The following is a 25,573-nucleotide window of genomic DNA, read 5'->3' on the forward strand; positions in this document are numbered from 1 at the left end:
GGCCATCGCTCTGGGCGCTGTAGGTTCATCCCTCGTGGCCACACCTGCCCAATGGGTCTCCGGCGCGCGACCCCGCACCCTGCCGGCCGCTATCGCCCCGGTCCTCGCCGGTACGGCGGTGGCGGCGTACTTCGATCTCGAGGTGTGGTGGAAGGCTGCCCTGGCACTGCTCGTCAGCCTGCTGCTGCAGGTCGGGGTGAACTACGCCAACGACTACTCCGACGGGGTCCGCGGCACCGACGACGACCGCGTCGGGCCGATGCGGCTGGTCGGCTCCGGCGCCGCCACTGCCGCCGCGGTGAAGCGCGCCGCGCTGGGCACGCTCGCGCTGGCGGCGGCCGTCGGCCTGGTGCTGGCGGCCACGACCGCGTGGTGGCTGGTGGCCGTCGGGGCGCTGTCGATCCTTGCGGCATGGTTCTACACCGGCGGCTCGAAGCCCTACGGCTACCTCGGGCTGGGCGAGCTGATGGTCTTCGTGTTCTTCGGGCTGGTGGCCGTGCTGGGCACCGTGTACGTGCAGGTACACCACCACGTCAACGGGTGGTTCGCCTACGACCCGCTGCCTGCCGGGATGCACTTCTCGGTGTGGCCGTCAGCCTGGTGGGCCGCCGTCGGGGTGGGCGCGCTGGCATGCGCGATCCTGGTCGCGAACAACCTGCGCGACATCCCGACCGACCGCGAGGTCGGCAAGCGCACCCTGGCCGTCGTACTCGGTGATCGTCGGACCCGACGGCTGTACGTCGGGCTCGTGCTGGTCGCCGTGGTGATGCTGGTCCTGGTCGCCCTCGCCACCACCCTCGCAGCACTGGTCGGTCTGGTGGCACTGGTGCCGCTCGGTCGCGCCTCGCGAACCGTGCTGCGTGGCGCCTCGGGGCCGGGGCTGGTGCCGGTGCTGGCGGGGACCGGCGCGGGCGAGCTGCTCTATGCCGCGGGGGCGTTCATCGGGCTGCTCGTCGCCCGCTGACACATGGTCCCAGGCCCTGTGGGGCACACTGGAGACATGTGGTTCCTGATCCTGCTCGCCATCCTCGCGGTGTGCGCAGTGCTCTACGTCTTCCGGGTGCCGCTACTGGCCCGTGTGCTCGGCCAGCCGGAGTCGCGCATCCAGCGGCAGCTCGGCCGCAGGAACCGCTAACTCCCGACCGGCTCCACCCACTCGCCGCTGGCGCGGAACTTCTCCAGCGTCGCGAGGTACGGCGCGATGTCCAACCCGTGCTCGGCCAGCCAGCCGTCGTCGTAGTAGGTGTGCGCGTAGCGCTCCCCACCGTCGCAGAGCAGAGTCACCACCGACCCGGTCTCGCCGTTCCGGAGCATCTGCGCGATCAGGTGCAGCGCACCCCACATCGACGTACCCGTCGAGCCGCCGACCTTTCGGCCGGTGACCTCGGTGGTCCAGCGGGCCGCGGCGATCGAGGCGGCGTCGGGTACGGCGATCATCGCGTCGACGACCGCCGGCAGGAACGACGGCTCGACCCGGGGCCGGCCGATGCCCTCGATGCGCGAGCCTCTGCCGGTGGTGTACGACGGGTCGTCGGCGCACCAGCCCTCGAAAAACGCGGAGTTCTCCGGGTCGACGACGCACAGCGACGTGTCGTGGCGCTGGTAGCGCAGATAGCGGCCGATGGTCGCGGAGGTGCCGCCGGTGCCGGCGCCCACCACGACCCAGCGGGGCACCGGGTGCCGCTCGCGGGCGAGCTGATCGAAGATCGACTCGGCGATGTTGTTGTTGCCGCGCCAGTCGGTGGCGCGCTCGGCGTAGGTGAACTGGTCCATGTAGTGGCCGCCGGTCTCGTCGGCCAGCCGTCGCGCCTCGTCGTAGATGGTGCCGGGGTCGTCGACGAGGTGACAGGAGCCCCCGTGGAACTCGATGAGTGCGATCTTCTCCGGCGAGGTCGCAGCCGGCATCACCGCGACGAAGGGCAGCCCGATCAGCCGGGCGAAGTACGCCTCGGAGACGGCGGTCGATCCCGACGACGCCTCGATGATCGTCGAGTCCTCGTGGATCCATCCGTTGCACAGCGCGTAGAGGAACAGCGACCGGGCCAGCCGGTGCTTCAGCGAACCGGTCGGGTGGACCGACTCGTCCTTGAGGTAGAGGTCGATGCCCCAGTCCTCGGGGAGCGGGAAGACGTGCAGGTGGGTGTCGGCCGAGCGGTTGGCGTCCGCCTCGACGCGTCGTACCGCCTCGGCGAGCCAGCCACGCCCGCTGCCCTCGGCACGAGCCGAACGACAGCAGCCCTCGCGTTCCTCGCGCACGTCAGGCTCCCTGGTCGGCGTCCTCGCGCGAGCGCATCTCCTCGAACTTCGCGGTGGCCCGTGCCGCCCGCTCCTCGACCCGGCGGGCGAACCGCTCCCGCGGGCCCTGGAGGTACTTCAGCGCCAGCAACGACGAGACGACCGCGGCGGCGACGAAGGGCCAGATGTACGCCGCACCGCTGTCACCCCAGATGAGGGTCCACAGGCCGGCGAACACGGCATAGCAGACCACGAACATCAGGATCCGCAGCGCGGTGTAGACGAGGAAGTCCTTCACGCCCCAAGGATACGTGCTCGCGGACTACGCTGTGCGTGTGCTCCGGTTGCTCGTATGGCTGCTGATCCTCGCGGCAGCGCTCTACGTCATCTTCTGGGCGCTCGATCGACGCGCTGGCGCCGGCGACGAGGACCGGTCCGGTGGCCCGCGCCGACGCGCTCCGCAGGGGCCGCGCGGTCCGCTCGGGCCCGACGACGATGAGGAGTTCCTCCGCGAGCTCGATCGGCGTCGGCGCGACGGTCCGTAGCCCGGCGCGTCCGGCGTACCAGACCAGAGGCGCCATCAGTGACCACTCGCGCGCAATAAGTGACCACTCGCGCGCAATAAGTGACCACTCGCGCGCAATAAGGGACCACTCGGCGGGTCCGGGGGGCGGGTCAGGCGTAGGAGTGCATGCTCCCGGAGCCGAAGAAGAAGTTGATCCCGATGAAGTTGAACCACAAGGTGGCCAGGCCGATCAGGGCGACGATCGCGGCCGCCTTGCCCTTCCAGCCGGCGGTGGCGCGGGCGTGGAGATAGGCGGCGTACACCACCCAGGTGATGAACGCCCACACCTCCTTGGGGTCCCAGTTCCAGTACTTGCCCCAGGCGTGCTGCGCCCAGATCGGGCCGGCGATCAGCGCAGCGAAGGTCCACACCGGGAAGGCGAACGCATGGGTGCGGTAGGCCAGCCGGTCCAGCCCTTCGAGCTGGGGCAGCCGGGCGATAAAGCCGCCCGGGCGGCTGTGCGGCCACCGCTCCTTGATCAGGTACAGCGCCGAGGCCATCCCGCCGATCGTGAAGGCGCCGGTGGCCAGGATCGCGGCTACCACGTGGATCACCAGCCAGGGTGACTGGAGCGCGTCGCGCAGCGGCACGACGGGGCTGTAGAGCAGCAGCACGTCGACCATCAGCGTGATCAGGATGAACGCGGTCACCACCGGCGACAGCCAGTCGAGGTCGAACTTGCGGTAGAGCAGCAGGTAGGCCAGCCCCACCACGAACGTGGCGGTCAGGGTGAACTCGTACATGTTGCCCCAGGGGACCCGGACCGGGTTCGCCGCGAGACCGCGGGAGATGACCGCGACGAAGTGGATCGTCACCGCCACCACCGTCAGCGCGACCCCGATCCGGCCGAACAGCCCGGCGCGCTCCTCGTCGGCACCGCCCGCAGCGAGCACCGGCGCCGGTGCGTCGTCGGAGCCTCCGCCCGCTGCCGCCATCGCGGGCACCTGGGCCGAGACCTGAGCGGGGGCCACCCGCCGGAGAAGCGCCCACTGCCACAGGTGCGCGAGCACCGCGAGGAAGTAGACGACTGCGCAGGCAGCAACGGCCTGGTTGCTCAGCACCTCGAACGCGTCGTGGCTCATGCTGGATCCTCCTCAGTGCCGGGAGCGGCCGGGCCGTCCTCGGCTGCTCGACTGCTCGGCGGGGTGCCGAGCCGACCCGCGAGGGCCTCGATCTCCCCGACGAGATCCCCGCCGGAGGTCCGGTCGAGGCCGGCCACCTCCACGAGGGTACGCCGGACTCCGGACCCGTCCCCGCCCGACCCGTCGCCCCCGTCGGCGGGCCGGACCCGCACCCAGAGCCGGCGCGGCCGGATGAACAGCGACCCCAGCAGCCCGGTCAGCCCGAGCACCATCCCGAGCAGGGCCAGCCAGTCCGCCGGCGACCGGCTGACCTGGAGCTTGACGTAGCGGCTGACCCCGTCGAAGGTGACCGAGCCCATCCCGTGGGGCAGCAGCACGGTGTGGCCGAGCATCAGGTCGATCCGCAGCGGCTTGCCGTTGGCCTGCTTGATCGGCTTCAGGCCCGCCTTGTCCAGGCTGTAGACCGATTGCGGCCGTCCCGAGTCCAGGCCGAGGTCGCCGGTGTAGGCGAGCATCGAGAGGGCGGGGTTCTTGTCGTCGGGGAAGGCCGAGAACGGTCCGGTGGCGTCGGTGAAGGCGTACGTCGGGTAGAACTCGCCCTCGAGCCCGATCTGCTCGGGCCTGCCGTCACGAGCCTGCGCGTCCGGCACCTTGACCACGCCGAAGGACCGGAACGTGTCGTCCTCCGGCATGAAGACGACCGGCCCGGACTGCACCACGTGTCCCTTGCCGTCGCGCACGGTGATGTGCGGGGCGTAGCCGTGGCTGATCAGGTAGACCGAGGTGCCGTCGATGGTCAGCGGATGGTTCACCGAGATGTCGGCCCGTCGTACCGGGCCGTCCTGGGTGGTGCGATAGCTCATCGCGGCGGAGAACTTGTGCGCCATCCCGGCCTCGCGGCCACTGCGGATGAAGTTCACGTCGAAGTTGTGCACCGTGAACGAGAACGGCGCCAGCCGCGAGGGCGTGAAGAACGTCCCGGCCTTGAAGTCGTCGTACTGGCTCAGCGAGTTGGTGAATCCGTGCCCGGTCACCACGATCACGCCGCCCTGGTAGCCGAAGAGGCCGCCGATCGCCACCCCGGCCAGGACCAGGAGCACCGACAGGTGGAAGAGCAGGTTGCCGGCCTCGCGAAGGTAGCCCCGCTCCGCGGACACCGCGTCGTCGTGGCGGACCGTGCGGAACCGGCGACGGCGCAATGCGGCCTCCGCGACGTCCAGGACGGCCTGGGGACTGGAGTCGGCAGCGACGGCCTCGGCGTGGGCCGGCAGCCGACGCAGGTTGCGCGGAGGGCCCGGGGGCTTCGCGCGCAGGCCGCGCCAGTAGACGCCCAGGCGCGGCACGATGCACCCGAGCAACGAGATCACCAGCAGCAGGTAGATCGCAGCGAACCACACCGAGTTGAAGACGTGGAACAGGCCGAGCTTGTCGTAGATGGGGGCCAGCGTGGTGTGCTGCTGCTTCCACTGCGAGGTGAGCACAGAGTCGACGTTCTCCTGCGGCACGACGGATCCCGGGATCGCCGCCAGGGCGACCAGGAAGAGCAGCAGCAGCGCCGTACGCATCGAGGTGAGCTGGCGCCAGGTCCACCGCATCAGCTCGACCGGGGACAGCGCCCGCAACTGCCCGGTGGTCGACTCCGGCGGCCGCTTGGACGCCGCGCCGGGGCCCAGGTCCTCGCTCGGCGGGTCGATCTGCTCGATCTCGTCGGTGCTCATCTCGGGACCCACCTCACACCCCCGCCGTGAAGCCGGAGTAGCGCAGGTGGGAGACGGCCACGTCCCACCAGCCGGTGACCAGCAGCAGCCCGACGACGATCAGCATCACGCCACCGACCCGGGTGACCCATTGCTGGTGGCGGCGGACCCACCGGATCGCGCCGAGCATCCGCCGATAGGCGAGCGCCGCGACGATGAACGGGAGCCCCAGGCCAAGGCAGTAGAACAGGCTCAGCGCCATCCCGCGTCCGACCGTGCCCTGGGTGGTCGCCAGCGACATCACCGCGGTCAGGGTCGGGCCCAGGCACGGGGTCCAGCCCAGCCCGAAGAGGACCCCGAGCATCGGTGCCGCGGCCACCCCCACGGCGGGCACCTTGTGGATCCGGAAGTCGCGCTGCATCACCGGCAGCGCACCGAGGAAGACGATGCCGACGAGGATGGTCAGGCAGCCCAGCACCACCTTGAGCTCGCGCTGGTACTGGAAGAGCCAAGCGCCGATCGCACCGGTGGCGCTGCCGATCAGCACGAACACGACCGAGAAGCCCAGCACGAAGAGGAGCGCTCCGGCGAACATCCGGCCGCGGCGAGCGGCACCGAGGTCGGCCCCGGAGAGCCCGGTCATGTAGGACAGGTAGCCGGGCAGCAGCGGCACCACGCAGGGGCTGAAGAACGACACCAGCCCGGCGATCACGGCCACGGGTACGGCGAGCACCAGCGACCCGCCGAACGCGGTGCTCTGGAACCAGTGGCCCAGGCTGAGCGGGATCAGCGCGGGGATCACGAGCGCACCGTCCCTCGGATCGTGTCGTGGACCAGGTCGACCAGCGTCGTGCTCGAGGTGAGCTCGCCGAGCACGCTCGCCGCGATCCGGCCCTGCCCGTCGATGACGATCGTGCTCGGGATCGCGCTCGGCGTGATGGCGCCATGGAAGGCCAGCAGGTTGCGCCCGGACGGGTCGAAGATGCTCGGATAGTCGATGCCGAAGGCGCGGTCGAAGGCGCGGCCGTTGTCCTTGCTGGCGTCCCGGGTGTTGATGCCCACGAACAGCACGCCCTCGGGCCGCAGCTTCGCGGCCGCCGCGGCCAGCACGTGTGCCTCGGCCCGGCACGGCGCGCACCAGGATCCCCAGACGTTGATGACCACGACCTTGCCCCGGTGGTCGGCCAGGTCGAAGTGCCCTCCGTCGAGGAGATCGCCCGAGATCGCCCCGACCTGGTGCCGCTGGGCGGGGGGCAGTTCGGTGATCACTCCGTGCCCGTCCACGTAGCCCTTGTCGCCGGTGCCCTCGGCGCCGCAGGCCGAGAGCGCCCCGGCCAGCAGTGCGCTGAGCAGCACCGCCACCACGACACGGGCCGGGCGCGGAGGGGCCGACGCGGCGAGCCGGCGTACCGGCGTGAAGCGGGAGCGGCTCACGGGAGCGGCTCGTGTGGTCCGTCGTCCGCACCGCCTGCCGAGAAGGTCGCACGCCGGTCGGCGACCGGGATCAGGTCACCGGCCGGCTCGGAGTAGCTGACCGTGGTCAGCCGGTCGCCGGTGAACTCGAAGGAGGTGATGCTGCACAGCGTGCACTGGCGCCGGCGGGGGTCGTGCAGGAAGCGACGACGCTCGGCGTGGAGCCGGGTCACCCAGATCGGCAGCTGGTGGGAGACCAGCACGGCCTCGTGCCCCTCGGCCTCTTCGCGGGCGTCGAGCACGGCCGCCCACATCCGCTGCGCCACCTCGGCGTACGGCTCACCCCACGACGGGCGGAACGGGTTCCAGAGCCGTCGCCACGCGCCGGGGTTGAGCAGCAGCCCGTCGCGCACCGTGAACGGCCTGCCGGCGAAGAAGTTCTCCGACTCGATCAGGCGCTCGTCGGTGCCGACCTGGACGCCACGGACCGCGGCGAGCGGGGCGGCGGTCTCCTGGGCCCGCTCCAGCGGCGAGGACACGATGTGGGTGATGTCGCGGTCCCCGACCCGCTCGGCGACGCGCTCGGCCATCGCCCGGCCACGCTCGGAGAGGTGGTAGCCGGTGGCCCGTCCGTAGAGGATGCCCTCGGGGTTGTGCACCTCTCCGTGCCGCAGCAGGTGGACGGTCGTCCCGGTCTCCGACCCGTCGGTCATCTGAGGACCGCCTTCGGTCGACTGGCCGCAGCGGCGGCCCGGGCGGCGGCGGGCAGGGCGTCGACCACCTGCTGGATGTCGCGGTCGTCGTGCGCGGCCGAGCAGAACCACGCCTCGAACGCGCTGGGTGGCAGGTAGACACCGCCGTCGAGCATCGCGTGGAAGAAGGCCTTGAAGGCGTCGAGGTCCTGGTCCGTGGCGCCGGCGTAGTCGGTGACCTCGGCGGCGTCGGTGAAGAACACGCTGAACATGTTGCCTGCCGTCTGCAACCGGTGGGGTACGCCGGCCGCGGTCAGGGCCGCGGTCACGGCGGCACCGATCTGGGTGGCGACCTCGTCGACACGGGCGTACACGGCGTCGGTCGCCAGCCGCAGCGTGGTCAGCCCGGCGGTGGTGGCCACCGGGTTCCCCGAGAGCGTGCCCGCCTGGTAGACCGGCCCCTCCGGGGACAGGCAAGCCATCACGTCGGCCCGGCCACCGAAGGCCGCAGCCGGGAAGCCGCCGCCCATCACCTTGCCGAAGGTCATCAGATCCGGTCGCCAGCCCTCGACCGCGCCGTCGCGGCCCCACTGGCCCGAGCGCGAGACCCGGAAGCCGGTCATCACCTCGTCGCTGACGAACAACGCCCCGTTCGTCGCGCAGGTCTGCGCGAGGAACTCGTTGAAGCCGGGGTGTGGCGGGACCACGCCCATGTTGCCGGGCGACGCCTCGGTGATCAGGCACGCGATCCGGTCGCCGTGCTCGGCGAACGCCGCAGTCACCGCGTCACGGTCGTTGTAGGGCAGCACGAGCGTGCCGTGGGTCGCCTCGGCCGGCACCCCCGGGGTGCCAGGCACCGCGAGGGCGCTGCCCTGAGCCCCTCGAAGGGCGCTGCCCTGAGCCTGTCGAAGGGCGCTGCCCTGAGCCTCTCGAAGGGCGCTGCCCTGAGCCTCTCGAAGGGCGCTGCCCTGAGCCTCTCGAAGGGCGCTGCCCTGAGCCCCTCGAAGGGCGCTGCCCTGAGCCTGTCGAAGGGTCGCGAGGCCCGACCCGGCCTCGGCGAGCAGCGAGTCGACGTGGCCGTGGTAGCAGCCGGCGAACTTCACCACCAGGTCGCGTCCGGTGAAGCCCCGCGCCAGCCGGATCGCCGACATGGTCGCCTCGGTGCCCGACGACACCAGGCGGACCTGCTCGACCGGTGTGCGGGACACGATCTCCTCGGCCAGCTCCACCTCGGGCACGGTCGGGGTGCCGTACGACGTGCCGCGGGCGACCGCCTCGGAGACCCGGGCGAGCACCTTCGGATGGGCGTGGCCCAGCAGCATCGGCCCCCAGGAGCAGACCAGGTCGACGTACTCGTTGCCGTCCACGTCGACCAGCCGGGCGCCCTTGGCCGAGGCGATGAACCGCGGGGTGCCGCCGACGGCGGTGAAGGCGCGGACCGGGGAGTTCACGCCCCCCGGAGTGACCGCTCGCGCGCGCTCGAACCACTGCCCGGACGAGGACGTGGTCCGGGAGCCTGCATCGGCGCCGGCCGCGGGGGCTGAGCGGGCGGCCGACTCGTCGGTGGACTGCTCGGGCACCCGGACATTGTCCCCCCGTCCGGTGCGCGGCGCCCAACCGGGCAGGCAGCACAACCCCGCGTGGACGCCTGAGATCCTGATAAGGATGCGGCGCACGCGGCGCCATCCCGACCCGCGACGGAAGGATGCGGGGGCCGAGCCCCCGTCGTAGGCTGTGCGATGGCGGGTGGTGCCGGTGGGGGCTGCGGCGACGATTCAGACGTTTCGCGTCACGTTCTCCGGGCACGCTCGTTGTGTCAAGAGAGCCGCGCCATCGGGTCGCGGATGTCCGTGCATCTCCAGGAGTTGACCCAGATGAGCCCAGCGTCCCTCACGCGTCGGAGCAAGGCGATCGCGATCGTGCCGGTCGCGCTGCTCTCCGGCGCCTGGACCGTGAGCCTGTTGAGTTACTCCTCGGCTGGTGCCGCACCCGACCACGACAAGAACCTCCCCGACGGCACCAGCGTGCCGTCGCAGGCGATCCAGGCGCCCGCCAACGTGCCGCTGCCCGGCCGGATCGCGCCGGGCGTCCCCGAGGGCAGTGCCGACCAAGTCGTCGCCGGCGCCTCGACCGGCGGCATTCCGGCCCCTGCGCTGGCGGCGTACCAGCGGGCCGCGCAGATCATCGACTCCGCAGACAAGGCCTGCAACATCCCGTGGGAGCTGATCGCGGCGATCGGTCGCGTCGAGTCCGACCACGGCCGGTACGGCGGCAGCACCCTGAACGCCAAGGGCATCGACACTCCCCCCGTCTACGGCCCGGTGCTGGACGGCAAGCACAACACCGCGCTGATCCGCGACACCGACGGCGGCCAGATCGACGGCGACAAGGTCTTCGACCGTGCGGTCGGTCCGATGCAGTTCATCCCCTCGACCTGGCAGGTCGTCAAGGTCGACGCCGACGGCGACGGCCAGCGCAACCCGCAGGACATCAACGACGCCTCGCTGGCGTCCGCGGTCTACCTCTGCTCGGGCTCGGAGAATCTCGCCACCCGAAAGGGCCAGGAGAGTGCGGTCTACCGCTACAACCACAGCAGGAGCTACGTGAACCTGGTGCTGCGGATCGCCGAGGCCTACACCGCCGGTGACTTCACCTCGGTGCCGTCGGGCTCCTACGCCGGCACGGTGTTCAGCCCCAGCACCTCCGGCGCGATCGCCCACCGACGTCACGTCGCCGCCGAGCGCCGCTCGCACGGCGGAAGCCGGACCGCCCCGGGCCACACCGGCTCCACCGGGTCGACCGGGGGCACCACCACCCAGCCGGGCACCGGCAACGGCGGCACGGGCGCCGGCCCCGGCACGGGACCGTCGGCCCCGACCCCGTCGGCCGCCTCCAACCCGTTGGGGGCCCTCTCCGACGGGGTTCAGCAGGCGACCTCGGCGCTGCCGACCCCGATCCAGTCCGCGCTGAGCCCGGTCACGAGCACGTTGACCTCGCTGACCGCGCTGAACTTCTGCACCGCCCAGTTCGCCGCGATCCCCGACCCGCTCGGGCTCCTCAAGCCACTGCGCAGCAGCTGCGCCACCCAGGTCCAGGGCATGACCCAGGAGCAGGCTGCCAGCACCATCCCGAACACCCTCAAGGGCGTCCTCGCCTGGCTCAGCGGCAAGTAGCCGCGTCGGTCCTCGGTCGCCTGCCAGCGGGCCTCAGCCGAGCAGGGTGACCGCGTCGAGGGCCCAGTAGGTGAGGATCACCTCGGCGCCCGCGCGCCGGATCGCGGTCAACGTCTCGAGCACCGCTGCGTCCCGGTCGATCCAGCCGCGAGCTGCCGCGGCCTCGACCATGGAGTACTCCCCCGACACGTTGTAGGCGGCGACCGGGACGTCCACGGCCTCCCGGACGGCGCGGACCACGTCGAGGTAGCCCAGGGCCGGCTTCACCATCACCAGGTCGGCGCCCTCGTCGACGTCGAGCAGCGCCTCACGGACGCCCTCGCGCACGTTGCCGGCGTCCTGCTGATAGGTCCGCCGATCACCCTGCAGCGAGGAGTCGACGGCCTCGCGGAAGGGACCATAGAAGGCGGAGGCGTACTTCGCGGAGTAGGCCAGGATGCCGACACCGGTGTGCTCCTCGCCGTCCAAGGCAGCCCGGACCGCGCCGACCTGGCCGTCCATCATTCCGCTCGGCCCGACCAGGTCGACCCCCGCCGCGGCCTGCGCCAGCGCCATCTGGGCGTAGATCTCCAGGGTGCGGTCGTTGTCGACCTGGCCGTCGCTGTCCAGCACACCGCAGTGGCCGTGGTCGGTGAACTCGTCCAGGCACAGGTCGGACATCACGGTGAGCTGGTCACCGACCTCGGCGACCACGTCGGTGATGGCCAGGTTCAGCACGCCGTCGGGGTCCACCGCGCCGGAGCCGACCGCGTCCTTGGTCTCCGGGACGCCGAAGAGCATGATCCCGCCGAGGCCGGCCGAGACCGCCTCGTGGGCGACCTTCTTGAGGCTGTCGCGGGTGTGCTGGACGACGCCCGGCATCGAGGAGATGGGGACCGGCTCGGCCGCGCCCTCGCGGACGAAGACCGGCAGGACCAGCATCGAGGGGTCGACCCGCGTCTCGGCGACCAGCCGGCGCAGGGCCGGCGTACGGCGGAGCCGACGCGGCCTGGCCTCGGGGTAGCCCATCAGCGGATCCTCCCTCTCGGGCGCGTCACTTGGCCGCCGTCTTCCGCCTGCCCGCCGAGCGCCGCTCGGACGGCCGGGTGACCGGCTGACCGGACTCCACCAGCGCCGCGCGCCGGGAGGCACCGAAGTCGGCCAGCGCGTCGACCAGCGCGTCGACCGATGGGGACTCGGCAAGCACGTCGACCCGTAGGCCGTGCTCCTCGGCGGTCTTCGCGGTGGCCGGCCCGATCGCGGCGATCACGGTGGACGGGTGCGGCTTGCCGGCGATCCCGACGAGGTTGCGCACCGTCGAGGACGAGGTGAAGACGACGGCGTCGAACCTGCCGGTCTTGATCGCCTCCCTGGTCTCGGCCGGCGGCGGCGCAGCCCGCACCGTGCGGTAGGCGGTCACGTCGTCGACCTCCCAGCCCTGCTCGACCAGACCGGCGACCAGGGTCTCGGTGGCGATGTCGGCCCTGGGCAGGAACACCCTGTTGATCGGGTCGAGCACCTCGTCGAAGGGCGGCCAGTCCTCGAGCAGGCCCGCGGCGGACTGCTCCCCGGAGGGCACCAGGTCGGCGTTGAGCCCCCACTCGGCCAACCGGGCCGCGGTCTTCTCGCCGACTGCGGCGATCTTCAGCCCGGAGAACGCGCGGGCGTCGAGGCCGTACTCCTCGAACTTCTCCCGCACCGCCCGGACCGCGTTGACCGAGGTGAACGCGATCCACTCGTAGCGGCCCTCGACCAGTCCACGGATCGCCTTGTCCATCTGCTGCGGGTTCCGCGGGGGCTCGACCGAGATGGTCGGCACCTCCTCGGGGACGGCGCCGAAGCCGCGCAGCCGCGTCGACAGTGCCGGCGCCTGCTCCTTGGTGCGCGGGACCAGGACCCGCCAGCCGAACAGCGGCTTGGTCTCGAACCACGACAGCGTCTCGCGCAGGTCGACCACCGGGCCGACCACCGTGGTCACCGGCGACTGCAGGCGGGCGGAGCGGGCGACGCTGCCGATCTCTGCGAGCGTGGACACGATCGTCTGCTGAGTGGTCAGGCTGCCCGAGGAGGTCATCGACACCGGGGTGTCGGAGGGGCGTCCCGCGGCGACGAGCTCACGGGCGATCTCCCCGATCCGGTCGGCCGCGGACAGCAGCACCAGCGTCGACTGGGTGGCGTGAGCCGACCAGTCGATGCGGGCCTCCCCACAGCTGAGCACCGCGACGCCGTGCTGGCCCTTGGCGGTGAGCGGCACCCCGGCGTACGTCGGGACCGCGCTCGCAGCCGAGAGCCCGGGGACGATCTCGAAGCCGACGCCGGCCTTGGCACACGCCTTGGCCTCCTCGGGGCCCGAGGCGTAGAGGAACGGGTCACCGGCCATCAGGCGCACCACACGCTTGCCGGTGCGGGCGGTCCTGACCACCACCTTGGCGCGGGCGGCGGCGGTCATCGGCTGGTGGTCGTCGCCGAAGCCTCCGTCGACCAGCTCGGGCATCGCCGGGTCGTCGGCGGCGAGGCCCAAGGCGCGGCGGACCAGGTCGGCGTGGCCGGGCACCTCGGTCACCACGATCTCGGCGTCGCGCAGCAGCTCCACGGCGCGCACGGTGAGCAGGGCGGGGTCGCCGGGGCCACTGCCCACGAACGAGACCCAGCGGGTCGGGCGGACGGCTGGCTTGCGGGAGGTGTTGGTCACGATGGCCTCTTCGTCTCGGGGTGCTGCGGTGCTGCTGCCGGGCGGGTGGGTGCGGCGGGGTCGGGGGGGTCTGACTCTGGCGGGGTGGGCGGGGTGGGTGCCGGGGCTGCTGTGTCGATCAGGGCCGCCGCGCCGTCCGCGACCATCTCGGCGGCGAGCTTGCGGCCGACGCCGACGGGGTCGGTGAGCGGGCCGGAGGCGGACAGGCGCACCGACCGGGAGCCGTCGGGCGCCAGTGCGACCGCCCTGATCCACAGCTCCTCGCCAGCGTCGCCCTCGACGACCTCGGCGAGCGCGCCGACCGGCGCGCTGCACCCCGCCTCGAGCTCGGCCAGCACGGTGCGCTCGGCCTCGACGCAGGCACGGGTGCTCGGATCGTCGAGCGCGGCACGGACCTGCGCCGCCAGCGGGTCGCCGGCGCGGCACTCGACCGCGAGGGCGCCCTGGCCGGGCGCGGGCAGCACCTGGATCGGGTCGATGCTCTCGGTGATCTCGTCGGTGCGGCCCAGCCGGGCCAGGCCGGCACGGGCCAGCACCACGGCGTCGAGGTCGCCCGCCGTCACGTGGGAGATGCGGGTGTCGACGTTGCCTCGGACCCCGACCAGCTTCAGGCCCATCCCCAACGCGGCGATCTGGGCCACCCGACGCGGTGAGCCGGTGCCCACCCGCGCGCCCGCGGGCAGCTCTCCGAGGGTCAGCCCGTCGCGCGCGACCAGGACGTCGCGCGGGTCCTCGCGGACCGGGATCGCGGCGATCGTGATGCCCTCGGCGGGCCCGGTCGGGAGGTCCTTGAGCGAGTGCACGGCGACGTCGACCTCGCCGGCGAGCAGCGCCTCACGCAGCGCGCTGACGAAGACACCGGTGCCCCCCAGGCTCGCCAGCGGCGCAGTGGTCACATCCCCCTCGGTACGCACGTCGACGAGCTCGACCTCGCGGCCGAGCGCGGAGCGCAGCGCCTCGGCGACAAGCCCGCTCTGGGTGCGGGCCAGCAGCGAGGCACGGGTGCCGAGCCGGATCGCGGTGCTCATGGCGGGGCTGCTCATACGCCCTCCACCCGGGTGACGGCCTCGACGGCCTCGGGGTCGAGCGAGAACAGCTCGGCGAGCGCCGTCGCGTACGAGACGGTGCGCGGCTCGTTCGCAAGCTCCTTGATCCGCACCGTGGGCTGGTGCATCAGCTTGTCGGCGACCCGGCGGACCGCCTGCTCCACCTCTGCCCTGATCTCGGGATCGAGGTCGGGCAGCCGACTGAGCAGCCGCTGCAGCTCCCCGTCGACGACGTCGGTGGCCATCGACCGCAGCGCCACCACCGTGGGCGTGATGCTGGACGTCCGGCGCAGGTTCAAGAACGCGCCGAGCTCCTCGGCGACGATGGCGCGCACGCCGGCGACGTCGTCGCCCTGGGGATCGGCCTCGGACGCGGCGGCCAGCGCCGCGAGATCGATCAGCCGCACCCCGGGGAGCCCGGCCACCGCAGGATCCACGTCGTGCGGCAGGGCGAGGTCGACGACGGCCATCGGGCGACCGTCGTGGCGGGCGGCGTCCAGCTCGGGGGCACCGACCAGGACACGGGCGCTTCCGGTGCAGGAGACCAGCAGGTCGATCCCCTGGAGCCGGGCCGGTACGTCGGCGAGGTCGATCGCGTGCACGTCGTACTGCTGAGCAAGCCGGTCGGCACGAGCACGGGTGCGGTTCGCGACGACGATGTCCTCGACACCGGAACGGCGCAGGGTCGCGACCGCGAGGCCGGCCATCGCTCCGGCGCCGACCACGAGTGCGCGTGCCCCGTCGAGGCCGTCGAGGTGCTCGGCGGCGCGGTCGAGCGCAGCCGACACCAGCGACGGCGCCGCCTTGTCGATGTCGGTCTCCGCGTGGACGCGCTTGCCGATCCGGAGCGCCTGCTGGAAGAGCAGGTTGAGCGAGGGGCCGACGGTGCCGGCCTCCTGGCCGACCCGGAGCGCGTGTCGTGCCTGTCCGAGGATCTGGCTCTCGCCGACCGCCATCGAGTCCAGCCCGGATGCCACCGAGAACAGGTGGGAGACGGCCGCGTCGTCGTAGTGCACGTAGAGGTGCGGAACGAGGTCCTCGGCGGGTACGCCAGTGCGCTCGGACAGCAGGGCCGAGATGGCCTCCACCGATCCGTGGAAGCGGTCCACGTCCGCGTAGACCTCGCAGCGGTTGCAGGTCGCCAGCACGGTGGTCTCGGTGACGTGCTCGTTGGCCGCGACGTCGCTGATCACCTTCGCGACCGAGTCGGCGTCGAGGGCCACCTGCTCGAGCAGGGAGACCGGCGCGGAGCGGTGCGAGATGCCGATGACCAGGACACTCACTGGTGCCCCCCGACGGGTGTGGGGCGCAGTGCGACCGTGCTCGCGACCCTCATGCCGGCACCTCCGCGTCCGGCCCGACCACGCCGGAATGCGACCCGGGCAGCTGGCCCGCCGACAGCTTGCGCTGCTCGTGGTAGGCGAGGATCTGCAACTCCGAGGACAGGTCGACCTTGCGGACGTCCACCCCGTCCGGCACGGTCAGCAGCGTGGGTGCGAAGTTGAGGATGCTGCCGATGCCCGCAGCGACCATCCGGTCGCACACGTCCTGAGCTGCCCTTGCGGGGGTGGCGATCACGCCGATGGCCACGCCGTGCTCACGCACGATCGACTCCAACTGGGTGAAGTCGCGGATCTTGAGCCCGGCCACCAGCTCGCCGTGACGGGCGCGGTCGGCGTCCAGCAGCGCCACCGTGCGGAAGCCGCGACTGGAGAACCCGGAGTAGTTCGCGAGGGCGTGGCCCAGGTTGCCGATCCCGACGATCACCACAGGCCAGTCCTGGGTGATGCCGATCTCCCGGGAGATCTGGTAGCGCAGGTACTCCACGTCGTAGCCCACCCCGCGGGTGCCGTAGCTGCCCAGGTGGGAGAGGTCCTTGCGCAGCTTCGCGCTGTTCACGCCTGCGGCACCCGCCAGCTCCTCGCTCGAGCAGGTGCTGACCCCTTGGTCCAGGAGCGCGGTGAGCGCTCGGAGATACTCCGGGAGGCGCGCAACCGTGGCCTCCGGAATGCCGGCACTCGTCACGTCAAGACTCTCCATGGCTGGCCCGTCCGGGTCGGGTCTGCGACCACTTGAGGAAGGCGGGCTGAAGTCACCTTAGGAGTTTGTGAACGTGGGAACAAACTGAGTCCGCCTGGTGACTAGCACATCGTGAGATCGCTCACTCAGGCAGGGTGCCCTGCGCGACGGTGACCACCGTCCTCACGGGCCAGGGCGCGCCGCAGCCGCTCCTCGTCGACCCGCCAGAAGTCGTGCTGGGCACCGTCGACGAAGGTGACCGGGATCTGCTCGCCGTACGCCGCCATCAGCTCGGGCGAGGTGGTGATGTCGACCTCGCCGTACGACGTGCCGACGTCGGCGCAGACCCGCTCGATCACGGCCCTGGCGTCATCACACAGGTGGCAGCCGGGCCTGGAGTAGAGCAGCACCCGGGCGCCTGGCTCGGTCATTCCAGCAGCCCCAGGTGGCGGCGTCGCTCGGTCTCCCGGAGTCGCCCCTTCTGCACCTTCCCGGTCACGGTGTAGGGCAGGGCCTCGACGACGTGCACCACCGAGGGCTGCTTGAAGCGGGCCAGCCGCCTCCCGCAGTGCCCGGTCACCAGCGCGGCCAGCGTCGCCGGATCGGTGTGGGCCGCGGGCGTCACATAGGCGACCACGGCCTCGCCCGTACGAGCGTCGTCGACGCCGATGACCGCGACGCCGGACACCTCCGGCAGCTCGCCGATGACGTCCTCGACCTCGCTCGGGTAGACGTTGAAGCCGGAGACGATCACCAGCTCCTTGAGCCTGTCGACGAGGTAGAGGTCCCCGTCGGGGTCGAGGTAGCCGACATCGCCGGTCGCGAACCACCCGTCCTCGTCCGGCCCGTCGGTGCCGTCCGGCCAGTAGCCGGAGAAGAGGTTGTCACCGCGGACCCAGATCTCGCCCTCGTCCTCGGCCTCCGGCGGGTTGCCGGTGTCGTCGGTCAGTCGCAGTTCGATGCCGGGAAGCGCGGCCCCGACGGTGCCGGGCCCCGGTTCCGCGCTGCACAGGGTCGAGGTCACCACCGGGGCAGCCTCGGTGAGGCCGTAGCCCTGGTGGATCGGGATGCCGGTGCGCTCGACGAAGGAGCGGGTCAGCTCCCCGGAGAGCGGCGCCGAGCCGCTGAGCACCAGACGCACCGGGCCGAGCCGCTCCTCCAGGCTGGGCACCTGCATCCAGTAGGCGAACACCGGTGGCGCCACCGGTACGACGGAGACGGCCTCGTCCTCGATCAGGTCGAGCGACCCCTCGGAGTCGAAGCCGTCGACGAGGACGAGCCGGGCGCACTGGCGCATCACCTGGCCGAGCACCGCGTTGAGCCCATAGACGTGGAACAGCGGGAGCACCCCGAGGACGACGTCCTGGCCGATCACCATCGGCGGCCTGACCTTCGCGACCTGCTCGATGTTGGCGCGCAGGGCCCGATGGCTGAGCATCGCGGCGCGTGGTCGACCGGAGGTGCCGCTGGTGTAGAGCAGCACCGCGAGCGCCTCGGGGTCGTCGCGGACGGGCACCGGCGCGACGCCGGCCGCGGCGACGTCCTCCCAGGCGTGCTCGCCACTCTCGGCCGGCACGCCCACGGCGATGACCCGCGGTTGCGGGATGGCACTGCCCGGAGAGGCTGCGATCGCCCCGGACAGTCCGGCCACCGCAGCGCGGACGCCCGGAACGGTCGGCGGGTCCGCGAACACGACCCGGGCGCCGGAGTCGGCCAGCATCCGCACCAGCTCGCCGGTGGTGCTGCGCGGGTTCACCGGCACCGCCACCATGCCGGCACGAAGGATGCCGAGGTAGGCGGCGACGAACTCGATGCGGTTCGTCATCGCGATCATCACGCGGTAGCCGGCCACCAGGCCCAGTCCGGAGAGGCCTCCGGCGACCCGCTCGACCAGCTCGTCGAGGGCCGCCCAGGTGAGCACCCGCCCCGTGGACGCCTCCGAGAGCGCGATCTTGCCGGGCTCGCGAGCGACGGCTGCGGTCAGCAGGTCGGCGACACCTGACTCCATCCGGGGAGTCTGACACAGGTGCTCGCGGCACTAGGCTGCAGGCGTGTCTGCGAAGCGAGCGCCGGGCCGGCCGTCCAGCAGGCCGGCGACCCCCAACCTGCGTCGGCGGTCCCAGCTCGCCGGCGAGGCTGCGGCGGCCATCGCCGAGGTCGAGACCGCGCTGTCCGTCCCCGAGGACCCGAGCGCGGCCGCATTCTTCGACGTCGACAACACCGTCATGCAGGGCGCCTCGATCTTCCACCTCGCCCGCGGCCTGCACCGCCGCCAGTTCTTCACCACCCGCGACATCCTGGGCGCCGCCTGGAAGCAGGCCTACTTCCGACTGGCGGGCGTCGAGGATCCCGAGCACGTCGCAGAGGCCCGTGCAGCGGCACTGTCCTTCATCGCCGGCCACACCGTGGCCGAGCTGGAGGACCTCGGCGAGGAGATCTTCGACGAGGCGATGGCCCACCGGATCTGGCCGGGCACGCGCGCCCTGGCCCAGTTGCACCTCGACCAGGGGCAGCGGGTGTGGCTGGTCACCGCGGCCCCGATCGAGATCGCCTCGATCATCGCCCGCCGACTCGGGCTCACCGGGGCGCTGGGCACGGTGGCCGAGCATGTCGACGGCGTCTACACCGGCCGGCTCGTCGGTGAGATGCTGCACGGCCCCGCCAAGGCCGAGGCCATCCGGTCGCTGGCCGAGCTCCAGGGGCTGGACCTGTCCCGCTGCTCGGCGTACTCCGACTCCTCCAACGACCTGCCGATGCTCTCTCTGGTCGGCGACCCGTGCGCGATCAACCCGGATGCGAAGCTGCGCGAGCACGCCCGCGCAGCGGGCTGGCGGATCCACGACTACCGGACGGGCCGGAAGGCTGCCCGGGCCGGTGTGCTGACGGCCGCGCTCGTCGGCGCTGCCGTGGGGAGCGCCGCCGCGACGGCCGCGATCCGGCGACGACTGGTCTAGCCCGCACCCACATCCCGGCACGTGCCGCGAGGCGCGCCAGGACCTGTCCTGGGGTCGTCGGGGATGCGGCCGCAGGCCCATCAACTGGAACTGGTTCCCAATCCGGGCGGAGCCGTCTAGCATTCTCGAGGGAGAACCGGCGCGTGGGGGGCCGGTTGGCGAGGGAGCACCATGGACTGGACGGCATGCGAGCGGGGTCTGGCGTCGCTCCGTGAGGCCGTCTGCGACGCCTGGGCCGGACTTGTCGATCCGTTCGCACCGCTCACGATGAGCCCTGCCCCCGCGGGCGGCGCCGACGCCGGGCACCGCACCCGGTCCGACGCACGGTGGCTGCTCAGCCAGATCCTCGACGAGCGCCCGGACGTGCTCGCCTCCGCAGCCGCTGACCGGGTCCGTCGGTCCAACGGCTTCGGCGACGCCGACCTGGCCGCCTCCTCCGCCGACGACGAGGCCGAGGGTGACCGACTGATCGCGCTGGTCGAGTTGGCTCGTACCGGCGACAAGGAGGCGTTCGGCCAACTCTACGATCACTACCACGTCTCCGTGTTCCGGTTCCTCTACTACCGCGTCTCCTCCACCACCCTCGCCGAGGACCTCACTGCGGAGACGTTCTTCCGTGCGCTGCGCAGCATGAGCTCGTTCCGCTGGCAGGGCAAGGACTTCGGGGCGTGGCTGATGACGATCGCGCGCAACCTCGCTGCCGACCACTTCAAGGCCGGCCGCACCCGGCTGGAGCAGACCACCGAGGACATGCAGACCCTCGACACCACCACCGACGGCCCCGAAGGCGAGGTGCTCACCGCGCTCAGCAACGAGGCCCTGGTGGCCGCGCTGGGCGACCTGCCCGGCGAGCAGCGGGACTGCTTGGTGATGCGGTTCCTCGAAGGTCTGTCGATCGCGGAGACCGCCGAGGTCCTCGGGCGCAGCTCAGGAGCGGTCAAGCAGCTGCAGCTGCGCGGAGTACGCAACCTCGCGAAGCTGCTGCCGGCGGAGGCGTTCGCATGAGCACCGCCATGAGCGACCTGCGGCAGGCACCCATTGCGGGCACCCTCGCGCTCGCGACTCCACGAGCCCACAGCACCGGCGAGGACATAACCTCGGCCCGGCATCCGTCGTTGTCCCTGGTGCACCCCCCCACCGGATGCGCCACCCCTGTGTCCGGTGTCCGATCCCTTCTGCACCCAGGACCGCCACGATGAGTCCCCAGTTCGCGGCACGACGCGCTGCCGAGGAATTCGCGAGCGTCATCGACGGGCCCACCCGATCGGACGTGGCCGATCGCTACGCCGACCTCGTCGGCACCGTCATGCTGCTCCGCGAGCACCCGCAGCCCCTGCCGCGCCCCGAGTTCGTCACCGACCTGCGCGAGCGCCTCATGGATGCCGCAGACCTGCTCCCCGCGCAGCCGACCCGGCTTCGTCCGTCGGCGCCGGCGCGTCGACGGCCCGCGGGCTGGCGGCAACGCCACCTCGGCGCGGCCGCGGCGGCACTGGTCCTGGTGGGCGGCACCGCCGGCATGGCTGCGGCGGCCCAGTCCGCGCTCCCCGGCCAGGCCCTCTACCCGGTCAAGCGCGGCATCGAGCAGGTCGAGGTCCAGATGTCCGGCAACGACGCGGCGCGCGGCCGGCAGCTGCTCGTCCAGGCCGGCACCCGGCTCGAGGAGGTCCGGTCCCTGGTCGCCGAGCCCAGTGAGGCCCATGCGACGCCACAGCTCGTCGACCAGACCCTGGCGGCCTTCACCGCAAGCGCGGACCAGGGCTCCGACCTGCTGTTCCGCAGCTATCAGTCCGGCGGCGAGAACGACGACATCGCTGCGGTCCGTGACTTCACCGCGGGCCACATGAGCGCGCTGCGGCAGCTCGCCGCGCACGCTCCGTCGCAGAGCAGCCCGGCCTTCCGCCGAGCCGGTTCGGCCGTGGCCGACATCGATCAGCAGGCCCGCACGCTGTGCGGTGCGTGCTCCGACCGGGCTCCGGTGAGCCTCCCGCGGGTGCTGGACGACATGGTGTCCGCCCGATCACTGACCGCGTTGGTCACGGTGCCGACCGCCCGGGCCGACCAGGCCGCCCGCGCGGGCAGCAGGGCCCGGGCCGAGGCTCGCGCAGCCCAGGAAGCGGCATCGCGGTCGGCCGGGACGGGAGCCACGACGCACACCCCGTCCCTGAGCAGCCCGGGAGCCACCAGCACGGCGCCGCCCGCGGCCGGCGCGTCGACTCCTCAGGTCGGCACGCTGGGCGCCGCGCTTCCCAAGCCGAGCAAGCACCCCGTGACCGACCTGGTCAAGGGGCTGACCAGTGGCGTTCCGTTGGCCAACGGGCTCGGTGACACGCTGAACGGCGTGACCGCGCCCCTCGACGACACCCTCAACGGCGTCGGTGACGCCGTGAAGGGTCTGCTCAACCCGCCCCAGGGCTGATCCTTCGACCGGTTCGGCACCTGGGGGCGAGCGGCGAGGCCGTCAGGAGAAGACGGACTTGCGCTGCATCAGGAGCGCGTAGAGCGTCTGCTGCACCGACTCGCGGACCTGATCGGTGACGTTGAAGACCAGCATCGGATCGTCGGCCGCCGCCGGGTCGTACTCGTCGGTGCGGATCGGCTCGCCGAACTCGATGAGCCACTTCGAGGGCAGGGGCACCAGTCCGAGCGGACCGAGCAGCGGGAACAGCGGCGTGATCGGGATGTAGGGCACCCCCAGCAGCCGGGCGAGCGAGGGGATGTTGCCGACCAGCGGGTAGATCTCCTCGGCCCCCACCACCGACGTCGGGATGATCGGTACGCCGGTCCGGATCGCGGCCGAGACGAAGCCACCCCGACCGAAGCGCTGAAGCTTGTAGCGCTCGGAGAAGGGCTTGCCGATGCCCTTGAACCCCTCGGGCCAGACGCCGACGAGCTCACCGCCGCGCAGCATCCGCTCGGCATCCTCGTTGCAGGCGAGCGTGGTCCCGGCCCGGCGGGCGAGCTCGCTGACCACGGGCAGTCGGAAGACCAGGTCCGCGCCCAGCGGACGCAGGAACCGGTGCGCGTGATCGTGGATGCTCACCATCGTCATCAACCCGTCGACCGGGATCGTGCCGGAGTGGTTGGAGACGACCAGCGCGCCGCCCTCGGCAGGGATGTTCTCGGCGCCGCGCACCTCGACCCGGAACCACTTCTCCTTGATCGGCCGCAGGGCCGCGACCAGGAACCGCTCGGTGACCTCGGGGTCGAAGCCGAACTCGTCGACGGTGTAGTCGCCGGTGACCCGGCGCCGCAGGAAGGCCAGGAACTCGGCCAGCCGGGGCTCCCAGGTGTCCCCGAAGATCTCCTTGGAGGCCGAGGTGAAGGCCGCGAGCCAGTCGCCCACCGGAATGCCGTGCGTCGGTCGGCCGGCCGGGTGGGTGGTGACCGGAGCGCGGTCGGTCGGGACCGGGGGCTGGTTCGTCAGCTCCGCAGGGTCGGGCGCGTCAGGGTCGACCACGGGGCGGCGAGCCGGCTTCTTCCCGGCCAGGCTGCGGGCCGACGCGGACGGTCGCGCGGCACCGGTGCCGCGACCGGGGCGACCACGGGTGCCGATCGGGATCACGTTGCCCTCGCTCATCCGGCTCCTCCTGACAGGGCCCGGACCAGTGTCGTCTCCGCGGCCCGGACCCGGTCGGCACGGAGCACACCCGGCTTGATCCCCGCCGCGAAGTCGTCGAAGGCCTGCTCGGTCGAGTAGACCGGCTCGTAGCCGAGCTCGGTGCGCATCCGGGTGTTGTCCACCCCGCGCCCATAGGTGAGGAAGGCGACCTGCTCGGGGGAGAAGTCGACCCGCTTGGCCTGACCGACGGTGGAGCCGAACGCCGACACCGCGAACGGTGGTAGCGGCAGGGCCGGCTTGCCGAGCCGGCGTACCGCCTGGGACAGCATCATCACGCCGTCACCGGCGATGTTGAACGTCCCGGGGACGTCGTGGAGCGTCGCGCGCTCGAGTGCTCCGTGGGCGTCGTGCTCGTGCAGGAACTGCAGCCGCGGGTCGAACCCGAGGACGGTCGGCACCAACGGCAGCCGGAAGTACGCCGTCAGCGGGGAGTACACGATCGGGCCCATCATGTTCGCCATCCGCAGGGTGGTGACGCGTACGTCGGGGCGGCGACGGGCGAACCCGCGCACGTAGGACTCGACCTCGCCGACGTCCTTGGGAAATCCGGTCCGAGGCGCTCGCCGGGCGTTCATGCCCTCGACGAACATCGCCGGGTCGCGGTTGGAGGCGCCGTACACCGCAGTGCTGGACCGGACCACCAGGTGACGCAGCTGCGGCGCCTGCTGGCAGGCCGCGAGCAGCTGCATGGTCCCGATGACGTTGAGCTCCTTCATCGAGCCGCTGCCACCCGGCGCCGGTCGTGAGGCGACGGCCGCGTGCACGACAGTGTCGACCTGCTCGCGGATCATGACCTTGGCGATCACCGGGTTCCGGATGTCGGCACGGACGAACTGCATCCGGCCGACACCGAGCTTGGGCGGGGTCACGTCGACACCGACCACCCGCTCGATGTCAGGGTGCTCGGCGAGCCGCCGTGCGAACCGCCTGCCCAGGTCGCCGGCAACCCCTGTGACGAGTACGACGCGACCCATGGGACTCGCTCGACGCTGGCGCTACTTGCCGAGGCGACGACGCTGCACGCGCGTCTTCTTCAGCAGCTTGCGGTGCTTCTTCTTGGCCATGCGCTTGCGACGCTTCTTGATGACGGATCCCACGAACGCCCCTTTGGTGCGGTGAAGTCGAAGGGGCCAGCCTATCGGCCCCGACCGAGTCGCACGAATCGGAGGTGCCCGGGATCACGTCCGGACCGCTGCCTGCGACAGGCTCGGGGGTCAGCCGGTCTGGAAGAAGCTCTTGCGCAGGTACTCGTTCACGTCTTCCTCGCTCACCCGGAAGGAGCGACCGACCCGGACCGCGGGCAGGTCGCCCGAGTGCACGAGGCGGTAGACGGTCATCTTGGAGACGCGCATGACGGAGGCGACTTCAGCCACTGTCAGGAACTTGACCTCGGAGATGTCTCCGGACGTCTTGCTTGCCATTTCGGACCGTTCTTTCCCGGCAGCGCTCCCTCGGCTTCCCCACCGACGGCCGCACCTGCACGCTCGAAAGGGAGAATAGGGCCTGTTGTGACTCGTGGGGAAGGGGTGAACCGTGAGATTTTTTCACGCCATCGGCGCGCCGACTTGCCTCAATACAATCAGACGCACTCAAATCGTCACTCCGAGCCGGCTGCCAGCTCCCTGGAGCGGTCCCGCGCGGCCTCCATCGCGGTGATGAACGCGGCCCTGACCTTGTGGTCCTCCAACTGCCGGATCGCGGCGGCGGTGGTCCCGCCCGGGGACGTGACCCGCTCCCGCAGCACGGTCGGGTGCTCGCCCGTCTCGCGCAGCAGCTTGGCGGAGCCGACCACCGTCTGGACCACCAGCTCGGTTGCGGTGCTTCGCGGCAGCCCGAGATGTACGCCGGCCTCGATCATGGCCTCGACCACGAAGAAGAGGTACGCCGGGCCCGACCCGGAGATCGCGGTGACCGCATCGAGGTACTTCTCCGGCACCTGCAGCACTCGGCCGGTGGCGCGCATCAGCTGCTCGGCCCGGTCGAGGTGCGCGCCGTCGCAGTGGGTGCCGCCACTGATCGCAGCCATTCCCTCGTCGACCAGTGCGGGGGTATTGGGCATCACCCGGACCACCGCCACTCCGTCGGGGAGGTGCTGCTCGATGAAGGCGGTGGTGATGCCGGCCGCGAGCGAGACGACCAGCTGCCCGGCGTGCAGGTGCGGCGCCAGGTCGGTCAGCACGTCGGCCATGTCCTGCGGCTTGACCACGAGCAGCACGGTCTCGGCCCGGGCCACCTGGTCGGTGCCGGGCACCACGCTGACGCCGTAGCGCTCGGTGAGCTCGGAGGCGCGCTCGGCTCGCTTCTCGCAGACCAGCAGGTCCGGGCCCGGCGTACCGGCGCGCAGCAGCCCGGAGAGGAGGGCCTCGCCCATCACGCCGACGCCGACGATCGCGATCGTCATCGCGGA

The 25,573-nt window shown here is 71.7% G+C and carries 27 protein-coding genes; 7 read left to right on the forward strand and 20 right to left on the reverse strand.

Annotation, left to right across the window (positions count from 1 at the left end; translation table 11 throughout):
- The first annotated feature begins 34 nt into the window (after positions 1–34).
- Positions 35–964 carry a 1,4-dihydroxy-2-naphthoate polyprenyltransferase gene (locus Q9R13_RS11940; RefSeq protein ID WP_310961404.1) on the forward strand — a complete coding sequence of 310 codons (930 nt, stop codon included), beginning with the start codon at positions 35–37 and terminating at the stop codon, positions 962–964.
- A gap of 36 nt (positions 965–1,000) precedes the next feature.
- The gene (locus Q9R13_RS11945) at positions 1,001–1,135 is read left to right on the forward strand and encodes a hypothetical protein (RefSeq protein ID WP_310961405.1); all 135 of its coding nucleotides are present in this window, start codon (positions 1,001–1,003) and stop codon (positions 1,133–1,135) included.
- Here Q9R13_RS11945 and cds1 read toward each other — a convergent pair.
- Positions 1,132–2,256, reverse strand: coding sequence for an L-cysteine desulfhydrase Cds1 (gene cds1, locus Q9R13_RS11950; protein ID WP_310961406.1), 1,125 nt, complete (start codon positions 2,254–2,256; stop codon positions 1,132–1,134). The genes Q9R13_RS11945 and cds1 overlap by 4 nt on opposite strands.
- A gap of 1 nt (position 2,257) precedes the next feature.
- A complete protein-coding gene (locus Q9R13_RS11955) occupies positions 2,258–2,533 on the reverse strand; it encodes a DUF4229 domain-containing protein (RefSeq protein ID WP_310961407.1) in 276 nt (91 codons plus the stop codon).
- 37 nt (positions 2,534–2,570) lie between these two features.
- On the opposite strand from Q9R13_RS11955, the gene Q9R13_RS11960 reads away from it, so the two are divergent.
- A complete protein-coding gene (locus Q9R13_RS11960; RefSeq protein ID WP_310961408.1) occupies positions 2,571–2,780 on the forward strand; it encodes a hypothetical protein in 210 nt (69 codons plus the stop codon).
- Between the two features lie 130 nt (positions 2,781–2,910).
- On the opposite strand, the gene ccsB is transcribed toward Q9R13_RS11960, so the two are convergent.
- The 6 genes from ccsB to hemL are packed head-to-tail and all read right to left on the reverse strand — an operon-like array spanning position 2,911 to position 9,135.
- A complete protein-coding gene (ccsB, locus tag Q9R13_RS11965) occupies positions 2,911–3,882 on the reverse strand; it encodes a c-type cytochrome biogenesis protein CcsB (protein ID WP_310961409.1) in 972 nt (323 codons plus the stop codon).
- Positions 3,879–5,600 carry a cytochrome c biogenesis protein ResB gene (gene resB / locus Q9R13_RS11970; RefSeq protein WP_310961410.1) on the reverse strand — a complete coding sequence of 574 codons (1,722 nt, stop codon included), beginning with the start codon at positions 5,598–5,600 and terminating at the stop codon, positions 3,879–3,881. The genes ccsB and resB overlap by 4 nt, the downstream gene beginning before the upstream one ends.
- Before the next feature lie 13 nt (positions 5,601–5,613).
- Complete coding sequence (locus Q9R13_RS11975; protein ID WP_310965079.1) at positions 5,614–6,354, reverse strand: cytochrome c biogenesis CcdA family protein; 741 nt, start codon at positions 6,352–6,354, stop codon at positions 5,614–5,616.
- A gap of 23 nt (positions 6,355–6,377) precedes the next feature.
- On the reverse strand, positions 6,378–7,013 hold the full coding sequence (locus Q9R13_RS11980) for a TlpA disulfide reductase family protein (RefSeq protein ID WP_310961411.1): 636 nt from the start codon (positions 7,011–7,013) through the stop codon (positions 6,378–6,380).
- Positions 7,010–7,705, reverse strand: a complete 696-nt coding sequence (locus Q9R13_RS11985; protein ID WP_310961412.1) for a histidine phosphatase family protein — start codon at positions 7,703–7,705, stop codon at positions 7,010–7,012. Before Q9R13_RS11985 ends, Q9R13_RS11980 begins: the two co-directional genes overlap by 4 nt.
- Positions 7,702–9,135, reverse strand: a complete 1,434-nt coding sequence (gene hemL, locus Q9R13_RS11990) for a glutamate-1-semialdehyde 2,1-aminomutase (RefSeq protein WP_397219431.1) — start codon at positions 9,133–9,135, stop codon at positions 7,702–7,704. The genes Q9R13_RS11985 and hemL overlap by 4 nt, the downstream gene beginning before the upstream one ends.
- Positions 9,136–9,558: 423 nt before the next feature.
- Between hemL and Q9R13_RS11995 the strand changes: the two genes are divergently transcribed.
- Positions 9,559–10,857, forward strand: a complete 1,299-nt coding sequence (locus Q9R13_RS11995) for a lytic transglycosylase domain-containing protein (protein ID WP_310961414.1) — start codon at positions 9,559–9,561, stop codon at positions 10,855–10,857.
- A gap of 33 nt (positions 10,858–10,890) precedes the next feature.
- Here Q9R13_RS11995 and hemB read toward each other — a convergent pair whose 3' ends face one another.
- The 7 genes from hemB to Q9R13_RS12030 all read right to left on the reverse strand — a co-directional run bounded on the left by hemB (position 10,891) and on the right by Q9R13_RS12030 (position 18,601).
- Positions 10,891–11,865, reverse strand: coding sequence for a porphobilinogen synthase (gene hemB, locus Q9R13_RS12000; RefSeq protein ID WP_310961415.1), 975 nt, complete (start codon positions 11,863–11,865; stop codon positions 10,891–10,893).
- A 25-nt stretch (positions 11,866–11,890) separates the two neighbouring features.
- Positions 11,891–13,528 carry a bifunctional uroporphyrinogen-III C-methyltransferase/uroporphyrinogen-III synthase gene (locus Q9R13_RS12005; protein WP_310961416.1) on the reverse strand — a complete coding sequence of 546 codons (1,638 nt, stop codon included), beginning with the start codon at positions 13,526–13,528 and terminating at the stop codon, positions 11,891–11,893.
- A complete protein-coding gene (gene hemC / locus Q9R13_RS12010; RefSeq protein WP_310961417.1) occupies positions 13,525–14,556 on the reverse strand; it encodes a hydroxymethylbilane synthase in 1,032 nt (343 codons plus the stop codon). The genes Q9R13_RS12005 and hemC overlap by 4 nt, the downstream gene beginning before the upstream one ends.
- An 11-nt stretch (positions 14,557–14,567) precedes the next feature.
- Positions 14,568–15,857, reverse strand: coding sequence for a glutamyl-tRNA reductase (locus Q9R13_RS12015; protein WP_310961418.1), 1,290 nt, complete (start codon positions 15,855–15,857; stop codon positions 14,568–14,570).
- 49 nt (positions 15,858–15,906) lie between these two features.
- Positions 15,907–16,614 (reverse strand): redox-sensing transcriptional repressor Rex, encoded by a 708-nt coding sequence (locus Q9R13_RS12020; RefSeq protein ID WP_310961419.1) that lies wholly within the window; start codon positions 16,612–16,614, stop codon positions 15,907–15,909.
- Between the two features lie 125 nt (positions 16,615–16,739).
- Positions 16,740–17,024, reverse strand: a complete 285-nt coding sequence (locus Q9R13_RS12025; RefSeq protein WP_310961420.1) for a glutaredoxin family protein — start codon at positions 17,022–17,024, stop codon at positions 16,740–16,742.
- Positions 17,021–18,601, reverse strand: coding sequence for a class I adenylate-forming enzyme family protein (locus Q9R13_RS12030; protein WP_310961421.1), 1,581 nt, complete (start codon positions 18,599–18,601; stop codon positions 17,021–17,023). The genes Q9R13_RS12025 and Q9R13_RS12030 overlap by 4 nt, the downstream gene beginning before the upstream one ends.
- 43 nt (positions 18,602–18,644) lie before the next feature.
- Here Q9R13_RS12030 and Q9R13_RS12035 point away from each other — a divergent pair, with 43 nt between their 5' ends.
- The 3 genes from Q9R13_RS12035 to Q9R13_RS12045 all read left to right on the forward strand — a co-directional run bounded on the left by Q9R13_RS12035 (position 18,645) and on the right by Q9R13_RS12045 (position 21,963).
- Complete coding sequence (locus Q9R13_RS12035) at positions 18,645–19,547, forward strand: HAD family hydrolase (protein WP_310961422.1); 903 nt, start codon at positions 18,645–18,647, stop codon at positions 19,545–19,547.
- A 171-nt stretch (positions 19,548–19,718) separates the two neighbouring features.
- Positions 19,719–20,552 carry a sigma-70 family RNA polymerase sigma factor gene (locus Q9R13_RS12040; protein ID WP_310961423.1) on the forward strand — a complete coding sequence of 278 codons (834 nt, stop codon included), beginning with the start codon at positions 19,719–19,721 and terminating at the stop codon, positions 20,550–20,552.
- Between the two features lie 190 nt (positions 20,553–20,742).
- Positions 20,743–21,963, forward strand: a complete 1,221-nt coding sequence (locus Q9R13_RS12045; RefSeq protein WP_310961424.1) for a DUF5667 domain-containing protein — start codon at positions 20,743–20,745, stop codon at positions 21,961–21,963.
- A gap of 42 nt (positions 21,964–22,005) precedes the next feature.
- On the opposite strand, the gene Q9R13_RS12050 is transcribed toward Q9R13_RS12045, so the two are convergent.
- The 5 genes from Q9R13_RS12050 to proC form a co-directional block, all read right to left on the reverse strand.
- Positions 22,006–23,124 (reverse strand): lysophospholipid acyltransferase family protein, encoded by a 1,119-nt coding sequence (locus Q9R13_RS12050; protein ID WP_310961425.1) that lies wholly within the window; start codon positions 23,122–23,124, stop codon positions 22,006–22,008.
- The gene (locus Q9R13_RS12055; RefSeq protein WP_310961426.1) at positions 23,121–24,140 is read right to left on the reverse strand and encodes an NAD-dependent epimerase/dehydratase family protein; all 1,020 of its coding nucleotides are present in this window, start codon (positions 24,138–24,140) and stop codon (positions 23,121–23,123) included. Before Q9R13_RS12055 ends, Q9R13_RS12050 begins: the two co-directional genes overlap by 4 nt.
- A 21-nt stretch (positions 24,141–24,161) precedes the next feature.
- Complete coding sequence (locus Q9R13_RS12060; protein WP_081683056.1) at positions 24,162–24,263, reverse strand: 30S ribosomal protein bS22; 102 nt, start codon at positions 24,261–24,263, stop codon at positions 24,162–24,164.
- A 117-nt stretch (positions 24,264–24,380) separates the two neighbouring features.
- A complete protein-coding gene (locus Q9R13_RS12065; RefSeq protein WP_310961427.1) occupies positions 24,381–24,587 on the reverse strand; it encodes a helix-turn-helix domain-containing protein in 207 nt (68 codons plus the stop codon).
- Between the two features lie 176 nt (positions 24,588–24,763).
- Positions 24,764–25,567 (reverse strand): pyrroline-5-carboxylate reductase, encoded by an 804-nt coding sequence (gene proC / locus Q9R13_RS12070; protein WP_310961428.1) that lies wholly within the window; start codon positions 25,565–25,567, stop codon positions 24,764–24,766.
- Positions 25,568–25,573: the final 6 nt, after the last annotated feature.

It is taken from the genome of Nocardioides marmorisolisilvae (assembly GCF_031656915.1).
Lineage (GTDB): Bacteria > Actinomycetota > Actinomycetes > Propionibacteriales > Nocardioidaceae > Marmoricola > Marmoricola terrisoli.